Origin of the sequence: Thioclava sp. 'Guangxiensis', from assembly GCF_045348365.1 — a bacterium.
In the GTDB taxonomy this organism is placed as follows: Bacteria; Pseudomonadota; Alphaproteobacteria; order Rhodobacterales; family Rhodobacteraceae; genus Thioclava; species Thioclava kandeliae.
This window is the reverse complement of record NZ_CP155822.1, coordinates 2,173,189-2,195,306: the sequence shown is the minus strand read 5'-3', so window position 1 is coordinate 2,195,306 and position 22,118 is coordinate 2,173,189. Positions and strand designations below refer to the sequence as shown.

Genomic DNA, 22,118 nt, shown 5'->3' with positions numbered 1-22,118 from the left:
CCACCTGAGTGGTCGGTTTGAAAGTTAGTACATCGTGGGCCTTTGGTCTACTGGCACGATGCTTTCCGGTGCGGGTGGGCGATAGCCCAAGGCACTATGCGGGCGCACCGTGTTGTAATGCTGGCGCCAGCGTTCGATTAGTATCTGAGCCTCTCTCAGCGAAGAGATCACCTCTCCATCAAGCAACTCGTCGCGAAGCCTGGCGTTGAAGCTCTCCACATACCCGTTCTCCCAGGGCGAACCCGGCTCGATATAAGCCGTTTTGGCGCCCACCGCCTCGATCCAGTTGCGCAGCTTGGTCGCGATGAATTCGGGGCGGTTGTCGGACCGTATGAACTCGGGCGGCCCACGGAGGATGAAGAGATCGGTCAGCGCATCGATGACGTCGACCGAGTTGAGCTTGCGTTTGACACGGATCACCAGCACCTCTCGGGTGAATTCATCGACGATATTGAGCATCCGATAGGCCCGCCCGTCTGCCGTCCGGTCCTGGACGAAATCATAGGACCAGACATGGTTCGGGCGCTCGGCCCGCAGCCGGACGCAGGAGCCATCCGCCAGCCAGAGACGTCCACGTTTCTTCTGCTTCTGCGGCACTTTAAGCCCCTCGCACCGCCAAATCCGCTCGACCCGCTTGTGGTTGACGCACCATCCCGCCTGGTTCAACAAACCGGCGATCTGGCGACAGCCATACCGTCCATATTTGCGCGCCAGTTCGGTGATGTCGGCCGTCAGCAAAGCCTCATCCTGACGACCTGCGGGGATCTTGCGTTGGGTTGATCTGTACTGTCCAAGCGCCCGGCAGGAGCGGCGTTCGGAAACACCCAGTTCCTGCCGGACGTGGTCAATGCATTGGCGGCGGCGCGAAGGGCTTAGAAGTTTCCCCTTGCCGCCTCCGTCAGGATCAGCTTGTCGAGCGTCAGATCCGACACGACCCGCCGGAGCCGCGTGTTTTCCTGTTCCAACTCCTTCAGCCGCTTGAGCTGATTTCGGTTCATCCCGCCAAACTCACGCCGCCAGCGGTAATAGGTCTGCTGGGTCACGCCAATCTGACGAACTGCATCTGCCAGCTTCGCGCCTTGACCCTGCAAGACCTCAACCTGACGCAGCTTCATGACAATGTCTTCCGGCTTCTCGCGTTTGCCTGCCATCCAAGTAGTCCTCCATCATACGGGATAAACTATCCCAAAAGGTGGACCACTTCAGTGGGGCAAGACCAATGGCCGCTGCGAGAAAACATCGTAGCAGCTATACCAGTCCGGCAAACACACGAACGGACTGGGCCGAATACGTCGACACAGAGGCCCGGCCCTTGTGGTGGGGCTGCCGTTTTGTTGCATTGCCGTTCCGAGCCCCTTTTACCTCACCACGCACATGCAGCATTTCGTAGGTGCAGCGTCGGAGCGCAGGACGAGAGTTACCGCTGTTTACTAATGTAATAACATTGTCTTCCCGCCCGTAAAGCAAACAGCACAGGAAGTGAACTATGGAACCGATAGCCGTCATTGCAGCGACAGTTTTTATTGCCCTTGGTTCCTTGGTAAGTGTAGAAATCCTCTGAGCCGCGATTGAGCGTCGCATCGTTATAAGACTTACGATATAGAATTGTTATGGAACGCTTCTTCATAGGCCATTGGCTGACCAATTTAATCATTCCGGGCGACCCTGACCAACTGACAATCAATACGCCCGCCGGGTCCTGGGAGTTGCGGAAGGCTTCGGGATTTAATGATGGTAGGGCCGCGATAGTAAACAATGGCAAGACGACGGAGACCTACTCGATCGAGCTCACCGGCTGCTACACGAGCAGCCGCGCTGTAGCGGTGAACGCAGCGAGTGAAGAACTCATTCCCATATGTTTAGCCGCCAGCTACCTGACTGCTCTGAGTGTAACACCCACCAAAAGTCTTTTCTCCTCGGAAGTGAAGTTTATTACGGTTGGTCACTATTTCCCTCGTCCCCGCTCAATGGGCCCAGGCTTTCCGGTGACTAATGACACGGCCGAATTCGCCGACCTTGTGGAAGCGTTCGTTCGCGCGTATACTATACAGGGTGCGGTTGAAAAGATCCGTCTTATCGCACATCACTTCCTCGATGGATTGGCTTTCTGGTCACTTGAGGATCTCGTTCTGAGCACGACTACCATCCTCGAGGTCATTGCGGCGACGGCCAACTCCCTAGCGCGCCCAAACATACCGACAAACAACTTCAACCTTCGGGTGGACTTTGCTGCGTCGAGGTTCAACCTCCCTACCTTGCCATCCGATTTCCGGAATATGCGAAACGACCTGATCCATCAAGGCACTCTGTCGGGGACAAAGTTCCCGAACAAGGATTTAACGGCGTGCATCGCTGCTGTTACAGAAGCGCTGAACTGGATCGACGGATACATATTCTCGGCAATGCAGCTTGGTCCCATACCGTCGAAGAGGTTCGCTCAGAAAGACTTCCGCGGAGTGAACTGCTTCTCCCTTTAATCGCCAATCGTCTCCGCGCATCTATCTGAGTTTGCGGTGGCTTGTAATTCGTAGACCAGCATAACCCAGGTTTATTCATGGCCGAACTTGATCCTCGCCTCCAGCCTCTTCTCAACGCAGTCATGCGGTGTCCGCTGGCGCCGCTCGGGACCAGCGCGCTCGCGCGTCTCGACGCAGCTGAGGGAGACCGCGCACGCTTCGATGATGATGATGATGATGATCGGGATCCACTTGCGCCGTCGCCGCGAGAAACAGATTGGAAGCGCGCGAACCGTCAGTTGAAGATCCTCGACGCGGTTATCGGCGGGCGATTACGGTTAGACATCGAGCTACTTGAAAGTAGCCAGTCGTTGGCGCGTGAGCTTTCCAGCCTGCTTGACAGACGAGACTTCGACGCCTTCACGGCTGTTCTCGTGATGCCCGACGAGGCCGGCTTCTATTCACAGGAAGGCGTGGGTGAGGAGAATTTGCTGTCCGGTGCTCGACTCGAGCGACTGAAACATACACTTCACGCGTGGGATCGGGCAATCAATGCTGCCGGTGATGCCATCGGTAAACTGAAAGAACGCTGAATGGAGATTGTGGACGTCTTAGATGAGCTGGTCGACTCTGCTAACGCACTCGGCATCATCGCGCCAAGCTTTGGGACATCAAAAGGCAAGGCTTACGAAGTCTGGGTCATGCTAGAGATAGTTGTGAGGCTTCAGAAACGGGGCGTGAACGTATTACCGCTCGACAGCGATGGGAACTTCGAACGGATTTTTCGAGTTAGCGGCTCTCCCTCAAACATGCCTCCTAGCGGAGGTAAAGGCGGTGGGCCCTGCCATTTTGCTCTATATGGTCGCCGCTGCCGGCTCGAACTCCATCTTGGCCTGAATTACGTCGGCGGCAGCACCAGCACACATGAATTTGACTTAAGCGTTGTCTCAAAGCGAGAAGCTAAGGCGCTCAGGGACAAAGGTGGCGGACCGTTTACTGGTCAACCGTTGGTCGGGGTCGAACTCAAAGCCTACACCGAAAAACACAAGCTCGATCATGGCGTCCCTCGCGCATTGATTGGCGTCGCAATCGACCTAGACCCCTGGTTGCCTGCGCAAAGACTGACACTGACGACTACGGGCGGCAGTGATCATTACCTCACGCGGACCCGTCGCATGCGTCTGTCACTTCTGACGACCACGAAGCTTCATCACAGCTCGGCTACCTATCTCAAACACTACGGCGTGGGCGCCCACTCCTCGGTCACGCCGACCAGTAACGTGGTGGCGATCAAGGCGATTGTTTCCGAGATCTACAATCTCTGCGGTGGATTTCGTTGACATCGTTTCTGCAACGGGTGGACTTTCCCACACTCGGCCACTGCGTTGGCAAAGGCCTGCCTAATCGGGCATCTGGCGGTTTTCGCAGCCAGATCAACAGATTATCAGTCTGCAACCGGCCCCGCAGGAGACGTCAGGCACTACAACTGCGAACATTCGTTTCGCGCTCGGTTTGCAGATATTCTTGCGGACGTAACGTGAAACGAGCGCTTGCCGCGAATGACCGTTTCGTCAGCATCAGCGATATTCAACCCAGGATTTTTCTGTACTAAGCCAAGAACGGCAGCTTCGAAGAAGCCACACAGCAACAGAGCCAAACCTGGCGAAGGTCGGAATGGGACTATTCACTTCATTTTACGGCATGATCAAACGCCTCCACCGCCACCCTCCTCCGCCCATCACAAGCGATCAGCTCATCCCCAAGCCGCGTGATGCTCACCGCGTCATCAGCCACCGTCCCGCCTGTCGAGAGAAGGGACGCCGGAGAGGCACATGGGATGCGGGCGGCGGTTGGCAGCACCACCTGCGGGCGCGGCATTTCATCGGCCACCATTTGCCCAGTGGTCGCGGATTGACTGCAGGCGGCCAGCAGGAATGCCGGAGCCGCCAAGATCAGGGTCAGCTTCAATTTCATCGATAAGCCTCCGTTGGGCCGTGTCGCGTTCACCCTGCGCAATGGTCAGGGCGCGTTCTGCCTCGGCCAGCGCCGCATTAGCGGCATTGACCTTCTGGATTGCTTGGGCGGTGCGCTGACGCTCCGCCATCAGCGCTGCGGCTTTCTCCGCATCCCATGCCCCCTGCTTGGCCGCGAGCTGTGCGTCGAGCCGCCAGCCCTGCACGGACCACCCCGCCCCGAAGCTCACCGCCATCATCAGCAGGAGGGCTGCGCCCGCGATCAGAGACCGGACAGGCATAGATCACGCTCCGCCTTGCGCCGGTTGGTCAGGCCGCGCACCACGCGGCCACCGGCCTTGTTCCACATCAGGAGCGCATCGCAGGCGCCGCGCAGATCGCCGGCCAAGGCGCGGCGCGACATGCTCGAGCGGCAGAAGCCACGCGAGCCGATATTATAGGCCGCACTGATGAAAGCTGCGCGGGTCCGCTCCGGCAGGCTTGCGGGCAAGCAGGGCCGGATCTCGGCCTCGAACTGCGCCACGCGCGTGGCGAGCTGCGTCCTGCACTCGGCCTCGGTCGCCACATCGCCCATCTTCACACCTTCGGTCTCGCCAAAACAGATCGTCGGGATGCCGATGATATCACGATAGGCGCGCAGCTCCTTCCCTTCCCAAGGCGCGATCATAGTGATCGCGAGCGCGATGGCCGTCGCCACACTGGCCACGCCCGCCGCATAGCGCTTACGCAGCGCCCCGCTCTCGTCGTTCACAATATCCTCCGACCAGATGCCCGCCTGCTGGACTAGTCGTGCGACCATAGCCGCCACCGAGATTACGCCGGCCAAAGCTGCAAAAGCCCCACGCGGGATACCAAGCGTATCGGCGTCGAGAAGCGAGACCACGACCTCAAGGCCAGAAAGCACCGCCGTCAGCAAAATGAGGCGGATCGACCACGCGCGCAGCAGCACCTCGCGCCAGTCGGGCAAGAGTTTGAACATTCTATTTCTCCATAAAAAAAGGCCCCACCGTTTCGGTAGGGCCTGAGCTGGCAACAAAGCTGCAAGATAAAAGGGCCCTTTAGCCCTTTCGGTAGATCTCTATCGGGGGGTCGTACTGAATGCTGAACGATCCGTCGCCATTGTCCAAAACGGCAGTTCCATCAGCAAGATAGTAGCTTTTAAGACCACCAACACTCAGTACTTTACCTGATGGCAAAACACGCGTTTTACGGGGCCGCTGTGCGTACAAAACATATTGCCGTCCGGCACCGTCTTCGCATGTAAACTGGTATGAATCGTCCATCGTATTCTCGTGATTATTGTATCGCTAATAATAACGATGGATCAAAACACGCTATGTCTTTTTACGTCTTTCTGAACGGAAGTCATAAATTATTTCATTTTGAAATCATCATGAAAACAATTCCTTATCAGACAAGCATAAACAATATCAGATTATATGAATTAACATATCAACTATATTGATCTTTTGAAATTCTTACCTCAACGTGGAGCTGTTAGCGGTAGCTTTGTTGATGTACGGGCGCGGCGTTACTCAGGTGACAGCCGCGCCCACCTACCTCCCCTCCCACTTCCCTGACGCAAACAGGTTCACCTGCACGGTCTTCTCGCGCGGGCACTGGTGATAGGCCCAGAGCTCGTAGCGCTCGGGGATGGCCTTCGCGGCCGGCCAGACGATCTCCCAAGGGCCCCAAGGCTGTTTGAGGCGGTTGGGCGGGCGTGAGCCCAGTGGGCGTAGCTCTTCCTCGGCCGAGGTATCGACCACGGCGCGGTAGCTGGTGCCGCCGATCACCACATAGGCGGCAAGCCCGCGATACTCGCAGCGGCGCTTGACCATATCGCCCATCAGCTGCAGGCCTTCGGGCGTGACGTTCTGCGCGGTCACGGTGACGGCCACGAAGGGCGTCTGGCCGGTGAAGTCGCGCCAGGGCCGCGAGGATTGCGCCTGCCGGATCCACGGCTCGGCCACGGCCAGCACGATAATGGCCGCCAGCACCCAGATCGGCAGGCGGTTGGCGCGGATGGCGGTTTTGATATGGTCACTCATTTACCGCCCCCCAGCTTCTTGCGGATCATCGCCTTCAGGAACTCGCGGTCCTGCACCATGGCGGTGAGCACATCGAGCACGATGAGCCCGACCGACATGATCGCCACGGCCGCCAGCACCTCAGAGCCGCGCACATAGGGCGCGACCGAGGGCGAGAGGCCCACGGTCAGAAAGGCGCTGGCGGCGGTCTTGGCGAGGCGCTTGACGAGCGGCTCGCGCTCGGCGTCGCGGGTGGCGACATAGATCACCATGCCCACCAGCACCGCCCAGTATTCGATAGGTTTGGAGAACATGCGCCCCTCGTTTTCTCATAAAAAATCCCGCCTCTGGGGCGGGTCATCCGGCGTTATAGGCGCTCGAGTCTTCGGTCTCGGGTTCAGGCGGTTCTGGCAATGGTACCGGCCCGCTGGTCACGCTGACCGGCGCGGGGAAGCGCTGCGCCTCGGAGGCATTCTCGGTGAGCGGCAGAAGCAGCGTGACGGTCCATTCGCCATCGGCCTGTATGGCGCTCTGGATATAGCCAGCAAGACCCGTCTCTTCGTCATATTCCAGCGCAGTCAGATCGAAGTCGGTGCCGTTGACGCTCAGCGTGTCGCCATCGACAAGCACGGCGGAAAGAGCCGACAAGAGGCTGCCCCCTTGGGGGGAAAAGAGGATGTTCATATCGATAGTCCTTTACTTCCAACGGCCCCACGCCGAGAGGCGAACGGTAACGTAATCACCCGATGCGAATGCGACCGTCGGGATGCAACGCACCTGCATACGGGCTGTGGTCAGGTTTGCGCCGCTGTTGGCCCACTGCACTGCGCCGATGGATGAGATAGAAGCCGATCCATTAGGTAGCGATGTGCCCCCCGCGTCGATTGTGCCAATGGCATTGTAGAACGTCGAGAAGGCATAGGGGAAAGTCCAATCGCTCACGCAGACCGGCCCGCTAGAATACGCCAGCTTGAACGTGTTGAGATGGCACTCAAGGTCGCCATTGGCATGCTTGACGTAATACCCGTTGGAGTTCGAGCCGCGCTCTGGATACATCGCCGTCCATTCGGTCCATACGTCAAACATGCGATGGCGAAAATATCTCTGCTTGAGAGCAGACGTCGGATAGATCGGCGTGAACTCCTGATAGGCGTTCCCATTATCGATCGCCATCGTCGCCACGATACCGATGGTCGCCGAGCCCGGCAGATTGGTGGTGATCGGATAGCAATTGATCAGAGAGCCAATCGGCGCATCGTCAAGGCTGCTAATTCCGAGCGTTGCGGCATTGACGACGGCCCCGAGAATGCCGTTATCACCGGCCTTCAAAAGGCGACCGGCGGTAGCATCGAACTTGCTTTGCGTGACGCCGGTGCCCGTGAGCAGCCCGCCATTGGCCTTCAGCACCCCGCTCTGCCCGATCAGGCTCCGCCCATCAGCCGTCAGATCCGCCATGGCCATGGCACCCGCCCCCGTGAAGTACGGCAGCTTGTTCGCCGCCCCATTGAGATGCGCGAAGGCCGCGATATTATCGGAAGGCACATCGCCGATCATGGTCTCGATCCAGTCGCCCATATCCTGCATGTACTGGCCCATGACGGGGAACCAACCGAGATAGCCTTGCGCATCGGCGGCGAAGCTCGGACTGCCGAGAACCGGCGGATCGTTTGGCGCCGGTGTGAGAGTTGGTTTTGCCATCAGGCGACTCCTGTCAGTGTAAGGGTTGCAATCGTGCGCCCGCCGCCCGAAAGCGCGGGGAAGAAGTCATCGGCCACGCCATAGACGGCCAATGCAAAGGGCGTCATGCCGTCGCCCGGGTAGAAATAGGCCGGCGCCCCACGCGCCTGTTCGAGCGCGCGCTGGATGCGGCGGTTGGCGCCTGTGTCAAAGGCCAGCTGCCATTCGGCTTTGCGAGCGGTGGGGCGTTTGACGATCGAGACATTGCCATAGTCATCGGTCTCGCGACGCGAGTAATCGGTGAAGCCCGAGCGTGAACCATCGAGCACATCCCCCAGATACTCGCCCCGCCCCATGACGATCTCGGCCACCGAGGCCGTGCCGCCCGGATTGGAGATGGTGATCTCGATGGTGAAGCCCGAGAGCGCGCCTAGATCGACAAAGACCTGCTCGGGGTCGAAACTGTCCTCATAGGTGAAGAAGTCCGCCCAGCTCTGGATCTGGCTGACATCCAGCAGATCGGCGGTCTCGTCATAGACCACGCTCCCGCCACTATCGCGGATCACCACCTGCAGGCTCACCGCCACCAGATCGATGAAGGCGATCGCATCGACCCGCGCGGGCAGCCCCAGCACATAGGTGATGCTTTCGGCCCGCGTAGTGGCCTGCCCCAGCGTGGCATCAAAGGCCCGCCAGCGATTGGTCGAGCCGACCTCCACCCAATAGTCCCCGGCATTCGTGCCCGAGACCGGATGCACGCCCGAGCTGGGCGCCAGCGCCTCATAGATGCGATGGGTGGCGGTGAGGATCACCCGATCGCCCACCGCATAAGAGGTGCCAGACACCCATGCGGCATAGTCATCCTCGGCCACATTCGAGGCCTGCATATTCCCCGCGCCCAAAGGCACGGGGATGATCATCAGAGCTTGTGTCATTGCGCCTCGGCCTCCCGCCGTTCTTCGATCATGCGCAGCTTGCGCATGTCATTGGTCCCGCTCAGCCCCAGCTGGCGCTGTTCGCTGCGCATGCCGGCCAGTTCCTCGCGCAGCGCCTTCACCTCGGCCAGAAGCGCCGTATCAGCGCCCTGCCCGCTGCCACCGCTGCCCGAGAGCATCCGCCGCGTCTGATCGGCCGACCAGATCCGGCTGGCACCCGTGGCCTCGATCTCGGGGCCTTTCTCGCCCACAAGCCTGAGCCCGCCTGTATGCAGCCCGCCGGCCGCGAATTGCGGGATCTCGATATCGACGCCCAGATCGCGCAGCGCACGGGCTGCCTCCTGCAGAGAGGTCTCAAGCGCCTGTTCTTTCAGGTCACTCGCGGCCGCCGCATCATTGAGGCGCGTGGCATAGGCCAGCGCCTGCTCATAGGCGGTGGTGTTGAGCTGGGCGACGATCGCGTTATAGGTCGCCCGATCCTCCTTAGGGTCGAGGCCGAACAGCTGCTTCTGGCTATCCTTGGCGGCAAAGGTTTTGTTGCCCACCTGATAGGAGGCCAGCGAGGCCAGCCCCCCGAAGGACCATGTGGAGAGTTTGCTGGGCGCCCCCACCGCCTGCTCGGGGGTGAAGTTGGCCAGCTGGTCCATCAGGCTGTCATAGGTTGCCTGCGCCGCGGCCACCTGCGCCTGTTTCTGCTGCGTCTTCAAGAGATCGCTCTGCGCCATCACTGCGCTGCGAAGGCTGTTCAGGTTTGCGACCAACCCCAGCATGCTGGACCGCGCGGCCTCCATCGGCACCTTGACCGAATTGGTCATCAGGCTGGCAAAAGCCGCGCTCGGATCAAAGCGGAAGCTGCCTCCCAGAGTGATCTTGCCCGCTGTGCTGCCCGAGACCGCCGCCAGCAGGCTCTGCTGCTGGGCGGTCAGCCCCGAGAGATCGACCGTGCCCTTGAGCGTGCGGGTGAGTGTCCCGTTTGCGGCCCTGAGCATGCGGATCTGGTCGCCCGAGAGCGAGCCAAGCCGCACCGTGCCCGCAATGATACGCGAGACGGTCAGCGCCGCGCTTGAGAGCGCCGCCCGCTGATCGGCCGTGAGGTTCGAGGCAAACGCCGCGCGGATGGTGATTGCCCGCGCAGCCGAGGTGTTGGCGTTCAGAAGGAGCGCCTTGATCTGCGCTGATTGATTGCCCGCCAGCACGCCCGTGATCTGCGCGATATAGCCGCCCTGCCGGGTGAGCAGGATCCGGCGTTGATCGGCGGTCAGCCCTTTCGAGAAGGCCGCCTCGATCATCGCGGCATAGCTGCCCTGCCCCGCAAAGACGAGTTTACGCAGATCGCCGGTGATGCCTTTGCCAAAGCTCGCATTCACCGTCACCGCATAGGCGCCCAAGTTACCAAGCGCGAGCGTGACTGCCCGTACATCGGCTTTCGAGGACAGCGCCACATTCACCACCCGCGCCAGCTCGCTATTGCCGGCCAGTGCCACCCGCATGGTCTCTGCATCGAGCGTGGTTCCTGCGAGGAGGTTCACCGTCTTCTGCAGCTTGGAGGTGGTCGCCAGCGCCAGCGTGGTCAGATCGCGGCCGAGATCATTTTGCGCCAGATAGTCCACCGTCTTCACATGTTCCGAGGCCCCCGTAAGTGCCAGCCATTTCTGGTCGGCCGAGAGGTCCGACCGGGTGATGAAGTCGACATAGCGGGTCACGCCCGCCGCGCTGTCGGAAAGCATCGCCTTCAGATAGTCGGGGATCTTCGCATCCTCGACCACATCAATGGCCAGATCGATCTGCTTTTGCAGGCTCGCATAATTGATCGCGGCCGCAGATTGGATCGCGTCGTCAAGGCTCCCAAGCTGGGTCTCAAGCGTGGTGATCTGCTCCTCGCTCAGCGCATTGCCGGCCGCGAGATAGTCCCGCGCCTCGGTCATCAGGTCGACCTGGGCTTGCGTGAGACTTGCGATGGCCTCGGACTTTGCGCCCTCGATCTGGGCGATGCCTTCTACCTGCCCCAGATCGGAGGCAACGCGCGCCTGGGCACGCGCCACATCGAGCGCGCTGGTGGCCGTGGCCGAGGCCCGATCGAGATAGGTCTGCGCCACGCCGGTCAGCCCGCTCGTGGCATCGAGATCGCCCGCCTTGGCCGAGGCGAGCGTCGACTGGTAGCGCGCAGCCGAGAAAGCCAGTGCCGATTGCGGCGAGGTCAGTGCCGAAGAGGTGCCGCGCATCTCGGCCACGAACTCGGCAATACTATCGGCGGCCTTATACCAGTTGGTCGCCGCCTGCGCCGAGGCCTGTTGCGCCGCCGTATAGGCGGTGATCGCCCCATCAAGCGAGGTCGAGACCTGCCCCGAGAGCGCCTCGATCTGCGCGGTGAAGGCCGAGACCTGCGGCAGGATCTCGTCAAAGACCCCCGCCATGCCGACCAGCGTCGCCCAGAATTCGCGGCCGCCTTCGGTGGTCAGATCCATCGCATCGACCAGCGCACGGTATTGATCGCGCGAGGCTGGCATGGCGAGGCCCATCTCGGCCAGTGCCTCACTGGTCTGGCGGGTCAGCGTGGCGAGCCGCTCGCTCTCGGAATAGACCGCTTGGTAATAGCTGCTGACGGCCGTGCCGAAGGCCTCATCCCCGCCGAAGAGCTGCGTCAGCTGGCTCGCCATATCGGCGCCGACCAGCCCCGTGGCGCGGAAGCTATTACCCAGCGTATCCATCGCGGCATTCACCGTTTGCAGCGCCGAGGCCAGGCGGTTGATAGTCTCCATCGCCCCCTCGCCCGAGGCCGAGAACGCATCGAGCCCTGTGATCTGACCGGCATAGGCATCACCCAGCTCGGTGAGCTTGTCCTGCAGCACCTCAAGCGCCTCGTCTTCCGAGAGCCCCTTGGTGGAGAACTTCAGCTCATAGGCAAAGCCGTCAAAGGCCTCGGCCCCGATATCGAGTGCGGCGGCAGCGGCGGCGACCGAAGCCTGCACGCCATAGACGGCCTGCGTGATCGGGTCGGCCACAGCGCTCGAGGCTGCCGAATACTTCGTCTTCTTCGACTTGGAGAGCCCCCACCATTTAGACTTCTCAATGCGCTTATAGGTCTGCACCGAGACATCGCCGTCCTCGATCAGCGCACGGATACCGGCATCGAGCACTTTGGTCTTGCCGATGAGCCCCGAGATCAGGAAGCCTACGGCGGCCACTGGCAGCGCGATGGCCCCGATCGCGGCCGAGAGACCCGCAATCCCCGAGGTCGCCCCGCCCAGAACGGAGGTGAGATAGGTGCCGGCTGCCGCCAGGCCACCGCCTGCGCCGGTGAGACTGGTGACCAGCCCGCCCGCGCCCGAGATGAAGGCATTGACCGAGGTGCCGATGACACCCGCAAGGCCGAGCCCGCTGGTCGCGATCGAGCCCAGACTGCCGCCGGGCATCACGCCCGTGGCCGCCGCAGAACCCGCGGCCGCGGCCGTGCCGGCCACGTCCGAGACAGAGCCCGTGACGCCCATCGCCACCAGAATGCGGTTCTTGGCCGCCGTGGCGATCATCTGTTTGAGCCAGGATTTGAACATATCGCCAATGCTCCCCAAAGTGGTCCGGAACCCTGTGAAGAGCCCGTCGACCAACGTGTCTGTGAGTTCGCCCACCAGCGGCAGGCTATCGGCCAGATCGGCATTGAGCTGCGCCATGGCCTTTTGGACTTCCTCGGGCGTGAGGAGCCCGTCCTTCGCCAGAGCCGTCAGCTCGCCCAACTCGCGGCGATAGCGGTTCATCGGATCGATCAGATCGCGCCAGCGCTCGGCCTCTTTCGCCTGCGCCTTCTCGAGCTTTTGCGCGGCCTTCAGCCCCGCCGTGCCCGCCTTGGTCGAGGCTTTTTGGGCCGCCGTCAGCTGATCGAGCGTCGCGAGCTTGTCGGACATCGTCTTGATCTGTGCCTGATCGATGGCAAGCCGCGCATCGGCCGCTAGCGCATCCTCGCCCGCGGCCACCGCCGCATCACGCCGCGCCTGGGCTTCCAGCTCGAGCCCTGCGATCCGCGTGGCATTGGCCACGTTCTGCTTGTTGCGCGTGGCCTCGATCTGCACATCGAGCATGGCGATCTGATTGTCGAGATTGGCCGAAAAGCCGGTCGCGGCCGCCATGGCCGAGGCCAGACGCTGCGCGGCATCGGCCGCGCTGTTGAGCCCCACCGGCAGATTAGCCGCGATCTTCTCGGCCTGTTCGGTATAGCCCGCCAGCCGCATCGCCGCCAAACCTGTCTTGATGGTCGCTTCAGCCGCCTCCTGCAGATCGGGCGGGATCCGCCCCGTGGCATCCTTCACCGACATCAGCACCTGCGTCAGATCCTTGGCCCCAGCCGCCACCTGATCGACATCGCCCGAATTGATCTTGGCCATCGCATCGGCCACGCCGCGCGCCTGAATGATGGTCAGCCCGAACTGGCTCTGCAGCTGGCGGATGCTCGTTTGCGCCATCGCCACAAAATCCTCGCGCAGCGCGCCGCCCGCCTGACGGGTCGCCGCGTCAAACTGGTCGACCTGTGCCACCAGATCGGCAAAGCGGGTGCGCAACGCCGCGGTCGAGGCATCGAGATCATTCATCGCCTTCAGCTGCGCTAAATCCAGCATCGCGAGATTCATCTCGCGCGCGGCCTCGGCATTGAGCCCGAACTCCTTGCGCAGGGCCGCCATCGGGATCGCCGCCACATCGAGGGCCGATCGCAGATCGCCGAGCGAGCCTTCGAGGTCATCGACCGCCTCGCCCATATCCTTGGCCTTGCGCCCGAAATCCCCGAGCATCGGCAGAACGACCGCACCCACCGCCACCAGTGTGCCAAGCGCCGAGCCAACCATCGCGAGCTTGCCCGAGAAGCCCAAAGCGCCCAGAAGCTGCGGCGCCTGCATCGCGAAGGCCCGCATCACATCGGTGCCCCCCGCGATCTGCACGAAGAAGTCCTGCACCTGGAAGGAGGCGTTCGAGAAGGCCGAGGACATCCGCCCCGAGATCCCGCCCGTGCGCTGCATCACCCCGCTTGTGGCCGAGAGCTGCTCGCCCAGAAGCCGCAACGTATTGGCCCGCGCGCGGTCATCGACCACCCCCGCCGCCTGCGCCGCATTGAGCACCTCCACCGCCCGCTTGCAGCGCTGCGAGCTGGCAAAGAGCGGATCGACCGAGGCCCGCAGGCTTTCGTAACTCCGCGCAGCATTCTGGGCCGTGCGCGCGGCTTCCGCCTGCGCCGCCTCGCCCGCCCGTGCCGCCTGTGCCGCGCGATCGGACGCACTCGCCACGCCCAGATACTTGGCCGCCGCCTGTTCGAGCACCTGATTGGCCGCCCGCTGGCTCGCCACCCCGCTCTCGACAAACCCCGCCACCTGACGCTGGATATCGGCATAGCGCTGGCTCGCGGCAAAGGCCGGATCGATCGAGGCACGCAGCTGGTCGAACGACCGCGCGGCCTTCACCTCGACCGAATTGCGCACCCCTGCCCAGGCCTGATTGATATTGCCCGCCATCTTCTGCGCCTCGGCACTCGCCGCCCGCGCCCCCGACTGGAACTGGCTCAGGTCCAGCCCGAGCCTCGCCTGCATCGCACCCATCTGGCCCATCGCCATGGCACACCTCTTTTGCATAGAAAAAGGGGCAGACCATGTGGTCCGCCCCTTGGGGTTGGTTGATAATTATCCGAACTGATAGGTGAAACCTAAATATTGTCCGAGATACTCTTTCTCTTTGATCCGGTTACTTGAATCGCATCTACATCGGTAGATAAGTCATCGAACAATTTTGATGTTTGCTTAAAAACCAGGAAGGCATCTCTAAGATTTTGTTTTTTAGAAGGATCTTTCTCATTCAGAACAAGTGAAATTTGCATCATGATCCATCTGCTGAGCTCAGCAGATGATATAGCTTTTCGCAAGTCTTCGCATGTGACTAACTTCACCTTCTTAATATAACGAGTAATTGCCTCGTGGGTATCTTTTGCTTTAGCCTCGTTGACGTAAAAGATCTTGCCGCCTTCAAGCAAAAGTCTGGCTTCTTCTTCCAGTTTTGAAAATAGTACCATCCCACTGAATTGATCAGATGACATCCACTTTTCATGCGCCAGCACATTTCTGAGTTTATAAATGTCTTGGAAGATTGTTTTCGAGTGCTCAAAAACGGTTCCTAATATCGGGTCTTCTGTTCCAAACGGGCAACTTAATAAGAACTCAATACGCCGCCTTGGGCTATCTGACTCGCTTAGTATTCTTTTCGCTTCAAACACCTCAGCGCCATGAGAAACAAAAACTATATTTTGCAAGTGGACCTGTATGTCGCAGCATATTTTAATCAGCAAGCCGCTTAGGGAATAAAAAGCATCAGGAACAGTCAAATCATCTCCACTTGAAACCCGCAGCTTTGAAACGCCTCGTAACTCATGGTAGTATTTCGCCATTAAACCCTAATCCTCATCCTCAGTTGTGCACGCACAATAGAGTTTGATCATTCCTTGAAAAAGCTAGTCATTTAAACACAAAAATAGCCCTAAAGTTTTAGCGCAAATAATAGCCAGCAATCGAAAAATCTCGGATCCGATAATTACGAGCTTTTCAGGTCCCCCACGGCCAACGGATCCTCCCCCGCCTGCCGTGCCGCAAAATACCCCGCGCACATCTCGAAGAGGAGTTCCGCCTCCCAGCCTTCGGTGATCCGCCCTGTGGCCTGCATGAAGGCGCTGATCTCGGGCCAGTCGGTGGCGCGCAGATCGAGGCCGGTGGAGCGGACCGGATCGAGGCGGATCATCGCCTCGACCAGATAGCGTCCGGCATCGAGTTCAGGCAGCCCGAGGGGGCGGCCCATGCGCTCGGCGAAGGCCAGCCGGGTCTCTTTCCACGATTTCGGTGTGGAGTGGAGATGGCCCAGCTGGCGGGCATAGGCGATCAGCGCGCGTTTGCGTTTCCCAGATAGCTCTCGCGCTTGGAGGCAAAGGCCAGCACCTGCTCGGCAAAGCTCTTCTCACCCTCCTGGCCGTTGATCATCTGCAGGTTCAGGAACCAGCGCAGATCGTCCTCGGAGGTGGTCAGTGCCGCTTCCCCCCGCGCGATATTCTCGAAGCCGGTGATCAGGGGCACTGCGCCATCGACCATCTGGGCATGGAGATCCTCGAGGGTGCGGGCCTCCTCGCTTTCCTTCTTCGGCTTGTCCTTCAGCTTGGCGCGCTGGACCGCGCGCAGGGCCGATTGCACGGCGCGGCTCTCGGTGCCGCGCACCAGCACCACGCAGGGTTTGGTCCGCGCCTCATCGGCAAAGAGCTCCTCGCCCGAGGCGGGGTCTTTCAGATGCAGGCGGGCGGGTTTGTCAGCGGCCGAGCGGCTGTCGAATTTGGTGAAGTCCATGGGTTTATCCTTCAGGGTTCGGGTTCAAGCAAAAGGGCGGCTGCGGGTGAACCACGCCCGCAACCGCCCGGCTCCGGCGGCAACCCTTAAGCGCCGGAGATCTCTTCGTGTGGCTTAGGCCGCGACGCGCACGAGCGCCGAGTTGATGCGGAACTGGCCAGTCATGCCCTTGGCGGTTGAGGCCGTGCGCGAGCGGTCGCGGATATTGGCGACCTTGGTGTGGAAGTAGATCACCTCGCCATCGGGATCGGTGATCTTCACCGAGACATCCTCATTGGTGTTAGACTTGGCCTTGAGGATCTCCTGCCCCGCATCCGTGTCGCCGGTCAGCAGGAAGGTGAAGTCGCAGGTCCCGCCATCGAGCGCGCCGTTGACGTGCAGCGTGCGGCCCTTGAGCGTGGTCTCGGTGGTGTCCTCCGAGGTGTCCCCGATCTCGCCGAACTCGGTAATCTCGCCCACTTCGGCAAAGCCGGTGAGGGCGCCAAAGCCCGCCGCATCGAGCGTGGCGGGTTTGCCTTCGGCCACTTCAACGGTGGCGCCAATATAGGTGCGTTGGGTCATGGGTTAGCCTTTCTTCTCGGGGGTGGCGCTGGCGGCTTTCGCCTCCGCCGCTATGATGATCGCGCCCGAGCGGATCCGCCCGCCCAGCACATTGCGGTTATCGATCAGATCGAGCACGGCCTGCGGCAGCTCGGTCTCTTTGCCAGCGGGCAGGATATGCCCGCTCGGCAGGGTCAGATCGCTCGACCCGGTATTCTTGACCTTCGGCATTGCGAAGCTCCTTTGTTGTGAGGAAGGATCCCCGCGCCTTACCGGCGCAGGGGTTTGAGATATTGGAGCGTGAAGCTGACGACGGCGGTGCCGATCACCGACTCGCCCTCGCCATTAAGCGTTGTGGTGACCTCCTCGGGCATGAGGGTCACGCGCTGGCCCCCAAACGCCCCCATCACCGCCGCCTTGATCGCCTCGGCATCACGGTCGAGCTGGTCTTCCAGATCATCGGCCCCGAGCCGCTTGATCACCACCTGCAGGAGCACCTCCCGCTCGAAGGAAGCGAGCGTGCCAGGCTTCCCCCGCTCGCGCGGGGTGGCCACGCCCATCACCGGTAGGTCAGTGGCCGAGAAGTTGCCCGCCCAGGCCGAGACCAGCGTGACGCCCGCAAGGTCGGGGGCGCTCGCGAGCGCGGCTTTGGCCAGCTCGCGGAACTGCGTCCGGCTCATGTCAGACCTCCTTCAGCTCGCAGAGGATCAGCGCATCTGCGGCAGGTGAGCCCGAGGGGTGGATCGTGGCGAGGCGATAGATCTTACCCTGCCCCGGATCGATCCGGTCGTCCCGGGCGAGCTCCGGCACCAGATCGCGGCTGACCCGCCATGTGGGCGCGGCAATCACGATCGGGGTGCCGTCTGCGCCCTCGATCTCGATGGGGGCGGCGCGGAAGATCGACTGGATCTCGCGCGGGGCCCCGCCTTTGGGCATGTAGGTGACCACATCGCCAAAGGCCGCGCTCAGCACCCCTGCCATGCCGGCAAAGACACCCGTCACCGGATCGTGCCATCAAGGAGCACGATGCCGATCTCGGACGGATCATCCGCCGCCTCCAGCGCCACGCCCACAAGGCTATTGCCCGAGGCCACCGTGGTCACCACATCGCCCGCGGCCGCCAGATAGATCTTGGCGCCCACCGTCCATGCCTGCGCCGAGGTCTTGGGCAGTTCGAACACGCCGCGCCGGATCAGCGTGACGGGCTCTCCGGTTGCCGCCTTGCCTTGCGCCACCCCCGTGATGGCCCCGATCTTCACCAGCTGGCCCGAGGCCACTGCGGCCTCCGCCGTCAGCGTGATGTTCTCACCCGCTTGCACATATGTCTTCATCGCGATCTCCTTCTCGCATGGGTCGTAAATGACGACGGGCGCCACAAAGGGCGCCCGTTCGTCAGGTCAGTCTCGTTGCCTCACGCCCGATCAGGCGCCCGCATTCTTATAGGTCCCGCGATACTCGACCGCCGCCGCCCCGAAGATGTGGCGGGCATTCATCGTCACCACATCGGGGTTCATCCCGTCGAGCGTCTCCACCGTCGGGGCCTCATAGCCCTCGAGATAGGCGTGCTGGATCGGCGGCATGTCGGAAGAGACCAGATACCAAGCGGTATCCGAGCCACCGGCCGCGGCGCCCAGATGCCCGACCGTCGAGGGCGTCAGCGAGTTCGAGAACGGGTTCACATCCGCCGTCTTGGCCGGGGTGATCGTGGTGATGAACTGCCCCGCCACCATCTCGAGCGCGGGCGGCACGATCAGCCGGTCGGCCTCGATCGAGAGGAAGTCATCGCTGTCTTTCGAGCCGAACGCCCGCTGCTCCCACATCGCCTTGCGCGCGGCGGCAATCGAAGCGACCGAGATCGCCGCTGCGGTGCCCGCGAGATTGCCGTGATCGGCATGGAAGAGCGCCTTACCATCGGATTTGAGCTTGGCGTTATTGCGGAAGAGCGTCCAGACCATGGAGCTTTCCATCAGCCGCGCGGCAGTGGCGAACTCGGTCGGGATACGCTGGAAGGCGCCCATATCGTCATTGATCACCGATTCAAAGGTGAGGTTGATCGTGCGGCCACGGCGCTCGACCTTCAGCCCCTCGGCCTCATCGACGAGACGGGCCTGTTTATACTCGCCATTCTCGCCCACGGGTTTGAGCTGGAAGTCACCGCCGAAGCGCACCGCATGCAGCTCGCGGAAATCGGCGGCCGAGATCGGCGCACCGGTCACCAGCTGCCAGCTCGCCGCGCGACGCTGATAGGCGGCTAGGAGCGTGCGCTTCATCACCTCGGTGGTGATATAGGCAAAATCGCTGACGCCGAGCGCCCCGCCGGTCATGGTGGTGGCCATCATGCCGCGCTTGACCTGTGCCGCCTCATCATAGCCGCGCGTGGCCCCGCCCAGATCCATCGCCATGCGTTTGATCCGCAGCCCGCGATACTCGGCCGCCGGCCCGTCGGTCTTCTTCATCAGCGCCCCGATCATCCCCTCCATGCGGGTGTCGGTCTCGTCGCGAGTGATACGGGCGGGAGAATGACTGCGCGAGGGCGCTTCAGCGGAGGCCATCTGCGCCATGAAGCGGGTGCCGGCATCAACGAGCGCCGTGCCATCATCGATGAGCGCATCGATATCGGCCTGCATCAGCCGGCCCGAACTCAGGAAGGGCGCGGCCATCTCGCGGATGCCCTTCACCCGCGCCCGCTCGGCCGCCACCGGATCGGGCTGCGGGGTGGCCATCCGGGGGGCCGGTTGCGGTGCTGGTGCGAGCGGCGTTTGCGGCGGGGTGCTCATCAACGGTGCCTGCGGTGCGGGCGGCGCCTGGGTCTGGGTATTCGGGGTCGTCATGGTTGCTTCCTTTACATTGGGCATTTGGGGAACACGGGACAGGAGCTGCTCGAAGCTGGCACCTGCGCTCATGAAGGCCGCTCGCGCGGCCTCCATCGTGGCAAATCTTGTCAGGCTGGAGGTGGCAGCGGTGCTGTCCTCGCCCGCGATCCCGTCGGCAAAGCCCTGCGCCACGGCCTCCTCGGGGCCATACCAGGTCTCGGCCTTCATGATCTCGCGGACCTCGTCAGACGTCTTGCCCGAGGCGCTCGCGTAGACAGCCGCATAGGTATTGGCCGAGGCCCCGATCACATCGGCCTCGCGGCGCATCTCGGCTTCCGTCCCGAACACGAAGCCCGACGGATCATGGATCATCAGCTGCGAGCCTTGCGACATCACCCGCTTGGTCCCCGCCATCAGAAGAAGCGAGGCGGCCGACGCCGCAAGCCCCTCGACCACGATGGTCGCCCCGCCCGGATGGGCCGCGAGGATCGCGCGGATCTGCTCGCCCGCCCAGACATGGCCGCCGCCCGAATTGAGCCGAACGGTCACCGGCCCCTCGCCCATGATCTGCAGGGCCTCGCGGACCATGCGCGGCGCGAAGAAGATATCGCTCTCGAGCATATAGCCCGCATAGTCATCAAGCAGCACCGTCCCGCTCAGGATCAGCTCGCCGCCCACGATCAGGTCACTCGCCTTCATCATCTCTCTCCTGTCTCTGTGTGCCCGAGGCCGTTTTGGGCTGGATCGGATCAAGCCCTGCCGCCGCGTCTGCCGCGTGGTCCTGCGCCCGCTCGGCGCGGATCGTGTCGGGATCGCGCCCCAGCTCGCGCTGGGTGCGCTGGCGCGAGTTCAGCCCCGCCTCGACCTCCTCGATCATCGCGGGGATCTCTTTGGTCGGATCGACGAGGATCCGCCGGGGCGGTGTCCAGTCGATGGTGAAGGCAGGAAGCGCCGCCCCCTTGACCGCCAGCCCCTCGCGGAACCAGCGCTCCATGCCGCGGCAGAACTGCCCGATCATCAGCCCGCGCTGCCACATGCGGATCAGCCGGTCCATCTCCATCCGCCCCATCCGGCCCGAGGAGAAGTTCACCCCTTTCAGATCGCCCGCGAGCGCCTCGTAGCTGATGCCCAGACCCATCGCGACCATGCCAAGGCCGCGGCGCATGAACTCGTCATAGCCGTCGATCCTCGGCGGGGTGGTGAAGTTGGGCTTTGCGCCCGCGGGGAGGTTGACCACCGCCCCCGGGGCCAGCTCCTCGAGCCCCGCGCCCGCATTGGCCGGACGGGTGGCCGCATCCTCCCATTCGATCACCACCGCCATCAGCGCGGCCATCTTCTGCTTGAGGATCTGCGCCTCCTGATAATCGCCCAACTCGCCCAGCGTCATCATCACCGGCGCCAGCCACGGCACACCGCGCAGCTGGCCCGCGCGGTCAAAGCGGCGGATATGCAGGATGTCGGACCAATGCACCCGCGTGGAGCTGAGAGCCTTGCGGTTCTGCACGGCGCCCGGATGCTCGTTATAGAGGTGATAGGCCTCGATCGCGCCGGTGGGACCATACTCGATCCCCTCCACCACGAGGTTCTTACCATGCGACTGCACCGTCATATCGAGGTAATCGGCCTCGATCAGCTCGACCTGATAGGGCAGCCGCAGCTGTGGGTCATGGCGCGGATTGCGCATGCGGCGGCGCACCAGCACCTCGCCATCGGCAAAAACCGTGGACATCACGATCCCCTGCATCTCGAAGAGGTCATACTCGCCAAGCGCATCGATATCGGGCGTCAGGAGATGCTGGAGCGCCGCCTCCACCTGCGTTTTGCTCTGCCCGTTCTCCATGCGGATCGAGGGCGTGATCCCCTCGCCCACCACATTGGCCACCACCACATCGCGGCCCCGCGCCGCATAGGGGCGGTTGCGGATCATATCGCGCGAGAGATTGCGCATCCGCGCGCGATGACCAAAGGCCGCCGCATCGGCCGAAGAGCCCGGGGCTTTCCAGCCATAGGTGCGCCGCCCGCGCGAGGCGGCATCGAAGTTCATCAGCTGCGCGGCCCCCGCTCGGGCGCGCAGCCGTTTATAGCCCGCTTCAGGACTGAAGAAGGACACCATACGGTCGATCGGGTTCATGGGTCTCAGAGCCCCCGCAATGTTCTGGGATAGTTCACCTGGAAGCGGCCCGCGCCTGCGCCCGAGAGCTGGTCTTTCATCATCACCAGCGTAGCGCGCATCTCCTCGAGCGTGCGGTATTCCACCCGCTCGCCATTGATCTGCACCACCCGCGCGCCGGTCGCGATGGCCCGCTCCATGCGGGTGATGTCTGCTGCTGTCCAAGCCATCT

23 protein-coding genes are annotated in these 22,118 nt (G+C 62.1%); 3 read left to right on the top strand and 20 right to left on the bottom strand.

Annotation, left to right across the window (positions count from 1 at the left end):
- Positions 1-24 precede the first annotated feature (24 nt).
- Positions 25-1,151, bottom strand: a protein-coding gene (locus ABEB22_RS10880) for an IS3 family transposase (protein ID WP_406870279.1) whose coding sequence is annotated in 2 segments (ribosomal slippage) — positions 25-887 and positions 887-1,151 — 1,128 coding nt in all. Because the reading frame shifts where the segments join, the coding sequence is not laid out codon by codon here.
- Between the two features lie 459 nt (positions 1,152-1,610).
- Between ABEB22_RS10880 and ABEB22_RS10875 the strand changes: the two genes are divergently transcribed.
- The 3 genes from ABEB22_RS10875 (at position 1,611) to ABEB22_RS10865 (ending at position 3,796) form a co-directional block, all read left to right on the top strand.
- Positions 1,611-2,477: a hypothetical protein gene (locus tag ABEB22_RS10875; protein WP_406870278.1), complete on the top strand. Its 867-nt coding sequence runs from the start codon at positions 1,611-1,613 to the stop codon at positions 2,475-2,477.
- Between the two features lie 77 nt (positions 2,478-2,554).
- Positions 2,555-3,049 (top strand): hypothetical protein, encoded by a 495-nt coding sequence (locus ABEB22_RS10870; RefSeq protein ID WP_406870277.1) that lies wholly within the window; start codon positions 2,555-2,557, stop codon positions 3,047-3,049.
- Positions 3,050-3,796, top strand: a complete 747-nt coding sequence (locus tag ABEB22_RS10865) for a hypothetical protein (RefSeq protein ID WP_406870276.1) — start codon at positions 3,050-3,052, stop codon at positions 3,794-3,796.
- Positions 3,797-4,335: 539 nt separating this feature from the next.
- Here ABEB22_RS10865 and ABEB22_RS10860 read toward each other — a convergent pair.
- The 19 genes from ABEB22_RS10860 to ABEB22_RS10770 all read right to left on the bottom strand — a co-directional run bounded on the left by ABEB22_RS10860 (position 4,336) and on the right by ABEB22_RS10770 (position 22,116).
- Positions 4,336-4,710 (bottom strand): hypothetical protein, encoded by a 375-nt coding sequence (locus ABEB22_RS10860; RefSeq protein ID WP_406870275.1) that lies wholly within the window; start codon positions 4,708-4,710, stop codon positions 4,336-4,338.
- A complete protein-coding gene (locus ABEB22_RS10855; RefSeq protein WP_406870274.1) occupies positions 4,692-5,408 on the bottom strand; it encodes a lysozyme in 717 nt (238 codons plus the stop codon). The genes ABEB22_RS10860 and ABEB22_RS10855 overlap by 19 nt, the downstream gene beginning before the upstream one ends.
- Positions 5,409-5,985: 577 nt before the next feature.
- Complete coding sequence (locus ABEB22_RS10850) at positions 5,986-6,477, bottom strand: hypothetical protein (RefSeq protein ID WP_406870273.1); 492 nt, start codon at positions 6,475-6,477, stop codon at positions 5,986-5,988.
- The gene (locus ABEB22_RS10845; RefSeq protein ID WP_406870272.1) at positions 6,474-6,770 is read right to left on the bottom strand and encodes a hypothetical protein; all 297 of its coding nucleotides are present in this window, start codon (positions 6,768-6,770) and stop codon (positions 6,474-6,476) included. Before ABEB22_RS10845 ends, ABEB22_RS10850 begins: the two co-directional genes overlap by 4 nt.
- 43 nt (positions 6,771-6,813) lie before the next feature.
- A complete protein-coding gene (locus ABEB22_RS10840) occupies positions 6,814-7,140 on the bottom strand; it encodes a hypothetical protein (RefSeq protein WP_406870271.1) in 327 nt (108 codons plus the stop codon).
- Between the two features lie 12 nt (positions 7,141-7,152).
- Positions 7,153-8,154 (bottom strand): hypothetical protein, encoded by a 1,002-nt coding sequence (locus ABEB22_RS10835; protein WP_406870270.1) that lies wholly within the window; start codon positions 8,152-8,154, stop codon positions 7,153-7,155.
- Positions 8,154-9,068: a hypothetical protein gene (locus ABEB22_RS10830; protein WP_406870269.1), complete on the bottom strand. Its 915-nt coding sequence runs from the start codon at positions 9,066-9,068 to the stop codon at positions 8,154-8,156. The genes ABEB22_RS10835 and ABEB22_RS10830 overlap by 1 nt, the downstream gene beginning before the upstream one ends.
- A complete protein-coding gene (locus ABEB22_RS10825; RefSeq protein ID WP_406870268.1) occupies positions 9,065-14,659 on the bottom strand; it encodes a hypothetical protein in 5,595 nt (1,864 codons plus the stop codon). The genes ABEB22_RS10830 and ABEB22_RS10825 overlap by 4 nt, the downstream gene beginning before the upstream one ends.
- Positions 14,660-14,748: 89 nt before the next feature.
- On the bottom strand, positions 14,749-15,483 hold the full coding sequence (locus ABEB22_RS10820) for a hypothetical protein (protein ID WP_406870267.1): 735 nt from the start codon (positions 15,481-15,483) through the stop codon (positions 14,749-14,751).
- A 143-nt stretch (positions 15,484-15,626) separates the two neighbouring features.
- Positions 15,627-15,887 carry a hypothetical protein gene (locus ABEB22_RS10815; protein ID WP_406870266.1) on the bottom strand — a complete coding sequence of 87 codons (261 nt, stop codon included), beginning with the start codon at positions 15,885-15,887 and terminating at the stop codon, positions 15,627-15,629.
- An 80-nt stretch (positions 15,888-15,967) separates the two neighbouring features.
- The gene (locus ABEB22_RS10810) at positions 15,968-16,423 is read right to left on the bottom strand and encodes a hypothetical protein (RefSeq protein ID WP_339112866.1); all 456 of its coding nucleotides are present in this window, start codon (positions 16,421-16,423) and stop codon (positions 15,968-15,970) included.
- Positions 16,424-16,537: 114 nt separating this feature from the next.
- Positions 16,538-16,984, bottom strand: coding sequence for a hypothetical protein (locus ABEB22_RS10805; protein ID WP_406870095.1), 447 nt, complete (start codon positions 16,982-16,984; stop codon positions 16,538-16,540).
- Between the two features lie 3 nt (positions 16,985-16,987).
- The gene (locus tag ABEB22_RS10800; RefSeq protein WP_406870094.1) at positions 16,988-17,194 is read right to left on the bottom strand and encodes a hypothetical protein; all 207 of its coding nucleotides are present in this window, start codon (positions 17,192-17,194) and stop codon (positions 16,988-16,990) included.
- Between the two features lie 38 nt (positions 17,195-17,232).
- The gene (locus ABEB22_RS10795) at positions 17,233-17,643 is read right to left on the bottom strand and encodes a hypothetical protein (RefSeq protein WP_406870093.1); all 411 of its coding nucleotides are present in this window, start codon (positions 17,641-17,643) and stop codon (positions 17,233-17,235) included.
- Position 17,644: 1 nt separating this feature from the next.
- Positions 17,645-17,965: a hypothetical protein gene (locus ABEB22_RS10790; RefSeq protein ID WP_406870092.1), complete on the bottom strand. Its 321-nt coding sequence runs from the start codon at positions 17,963-17,965 to the stop codon at positions 17,645-17,647.
- Complete coding sequence (locus tag ABEB22_RS10785) at positions 17,962-18,294, bottom strand: DUF2190 family protein (RefSeq protein ID WP_406870091.1); 333 nt, start codon at positions 18,292-18,294, stop codon at positions 17,962-17,964. The genes ABEB22_RS10790 and ABEB22_RS10785 overlap by 4 nt, the downstream gene beginning before the upstream one ends.
- 90 nt (positions 18,295-18,384) lie before the next feature.
- Entirely contained in the window at positions 18,385-20,478 is a 2,094-nt protein-coding gene (locus tag ABEB22_RS10780) for a head maturation protease, ClpP-related (protein ID WP_406870090.1), read from the bottom strand.
- On the bottom strand, positions 20,462-21,907 hold the full coding sequence (locus ABEB22_RS10775) for a phage portal protein (RefSeq protein ID WP_406870265.1): 1,446 nt from the start codon (positions 21,905-21,907) through the stop codon (positions 20,462-20,464). Before ABEB22_RS10775 ends, ABEB22_RS10780 begins: the two co-directional genes overlap by 17 nt.
- Positions 21,908-21,912: 5 nt before the next feature.
- Complete coding sequence (locus ABEB22_RS10770; protein ID WP_406870264.1) at positions 21,913-22,116, bottom strand: phage head-tail joining protein; 204 nt, start codon at positions 22,114-22,116, stop codon at positions 21,913-21,915.
- Positions 22,117-22,118: the final 2 nt, after the last annotated feature.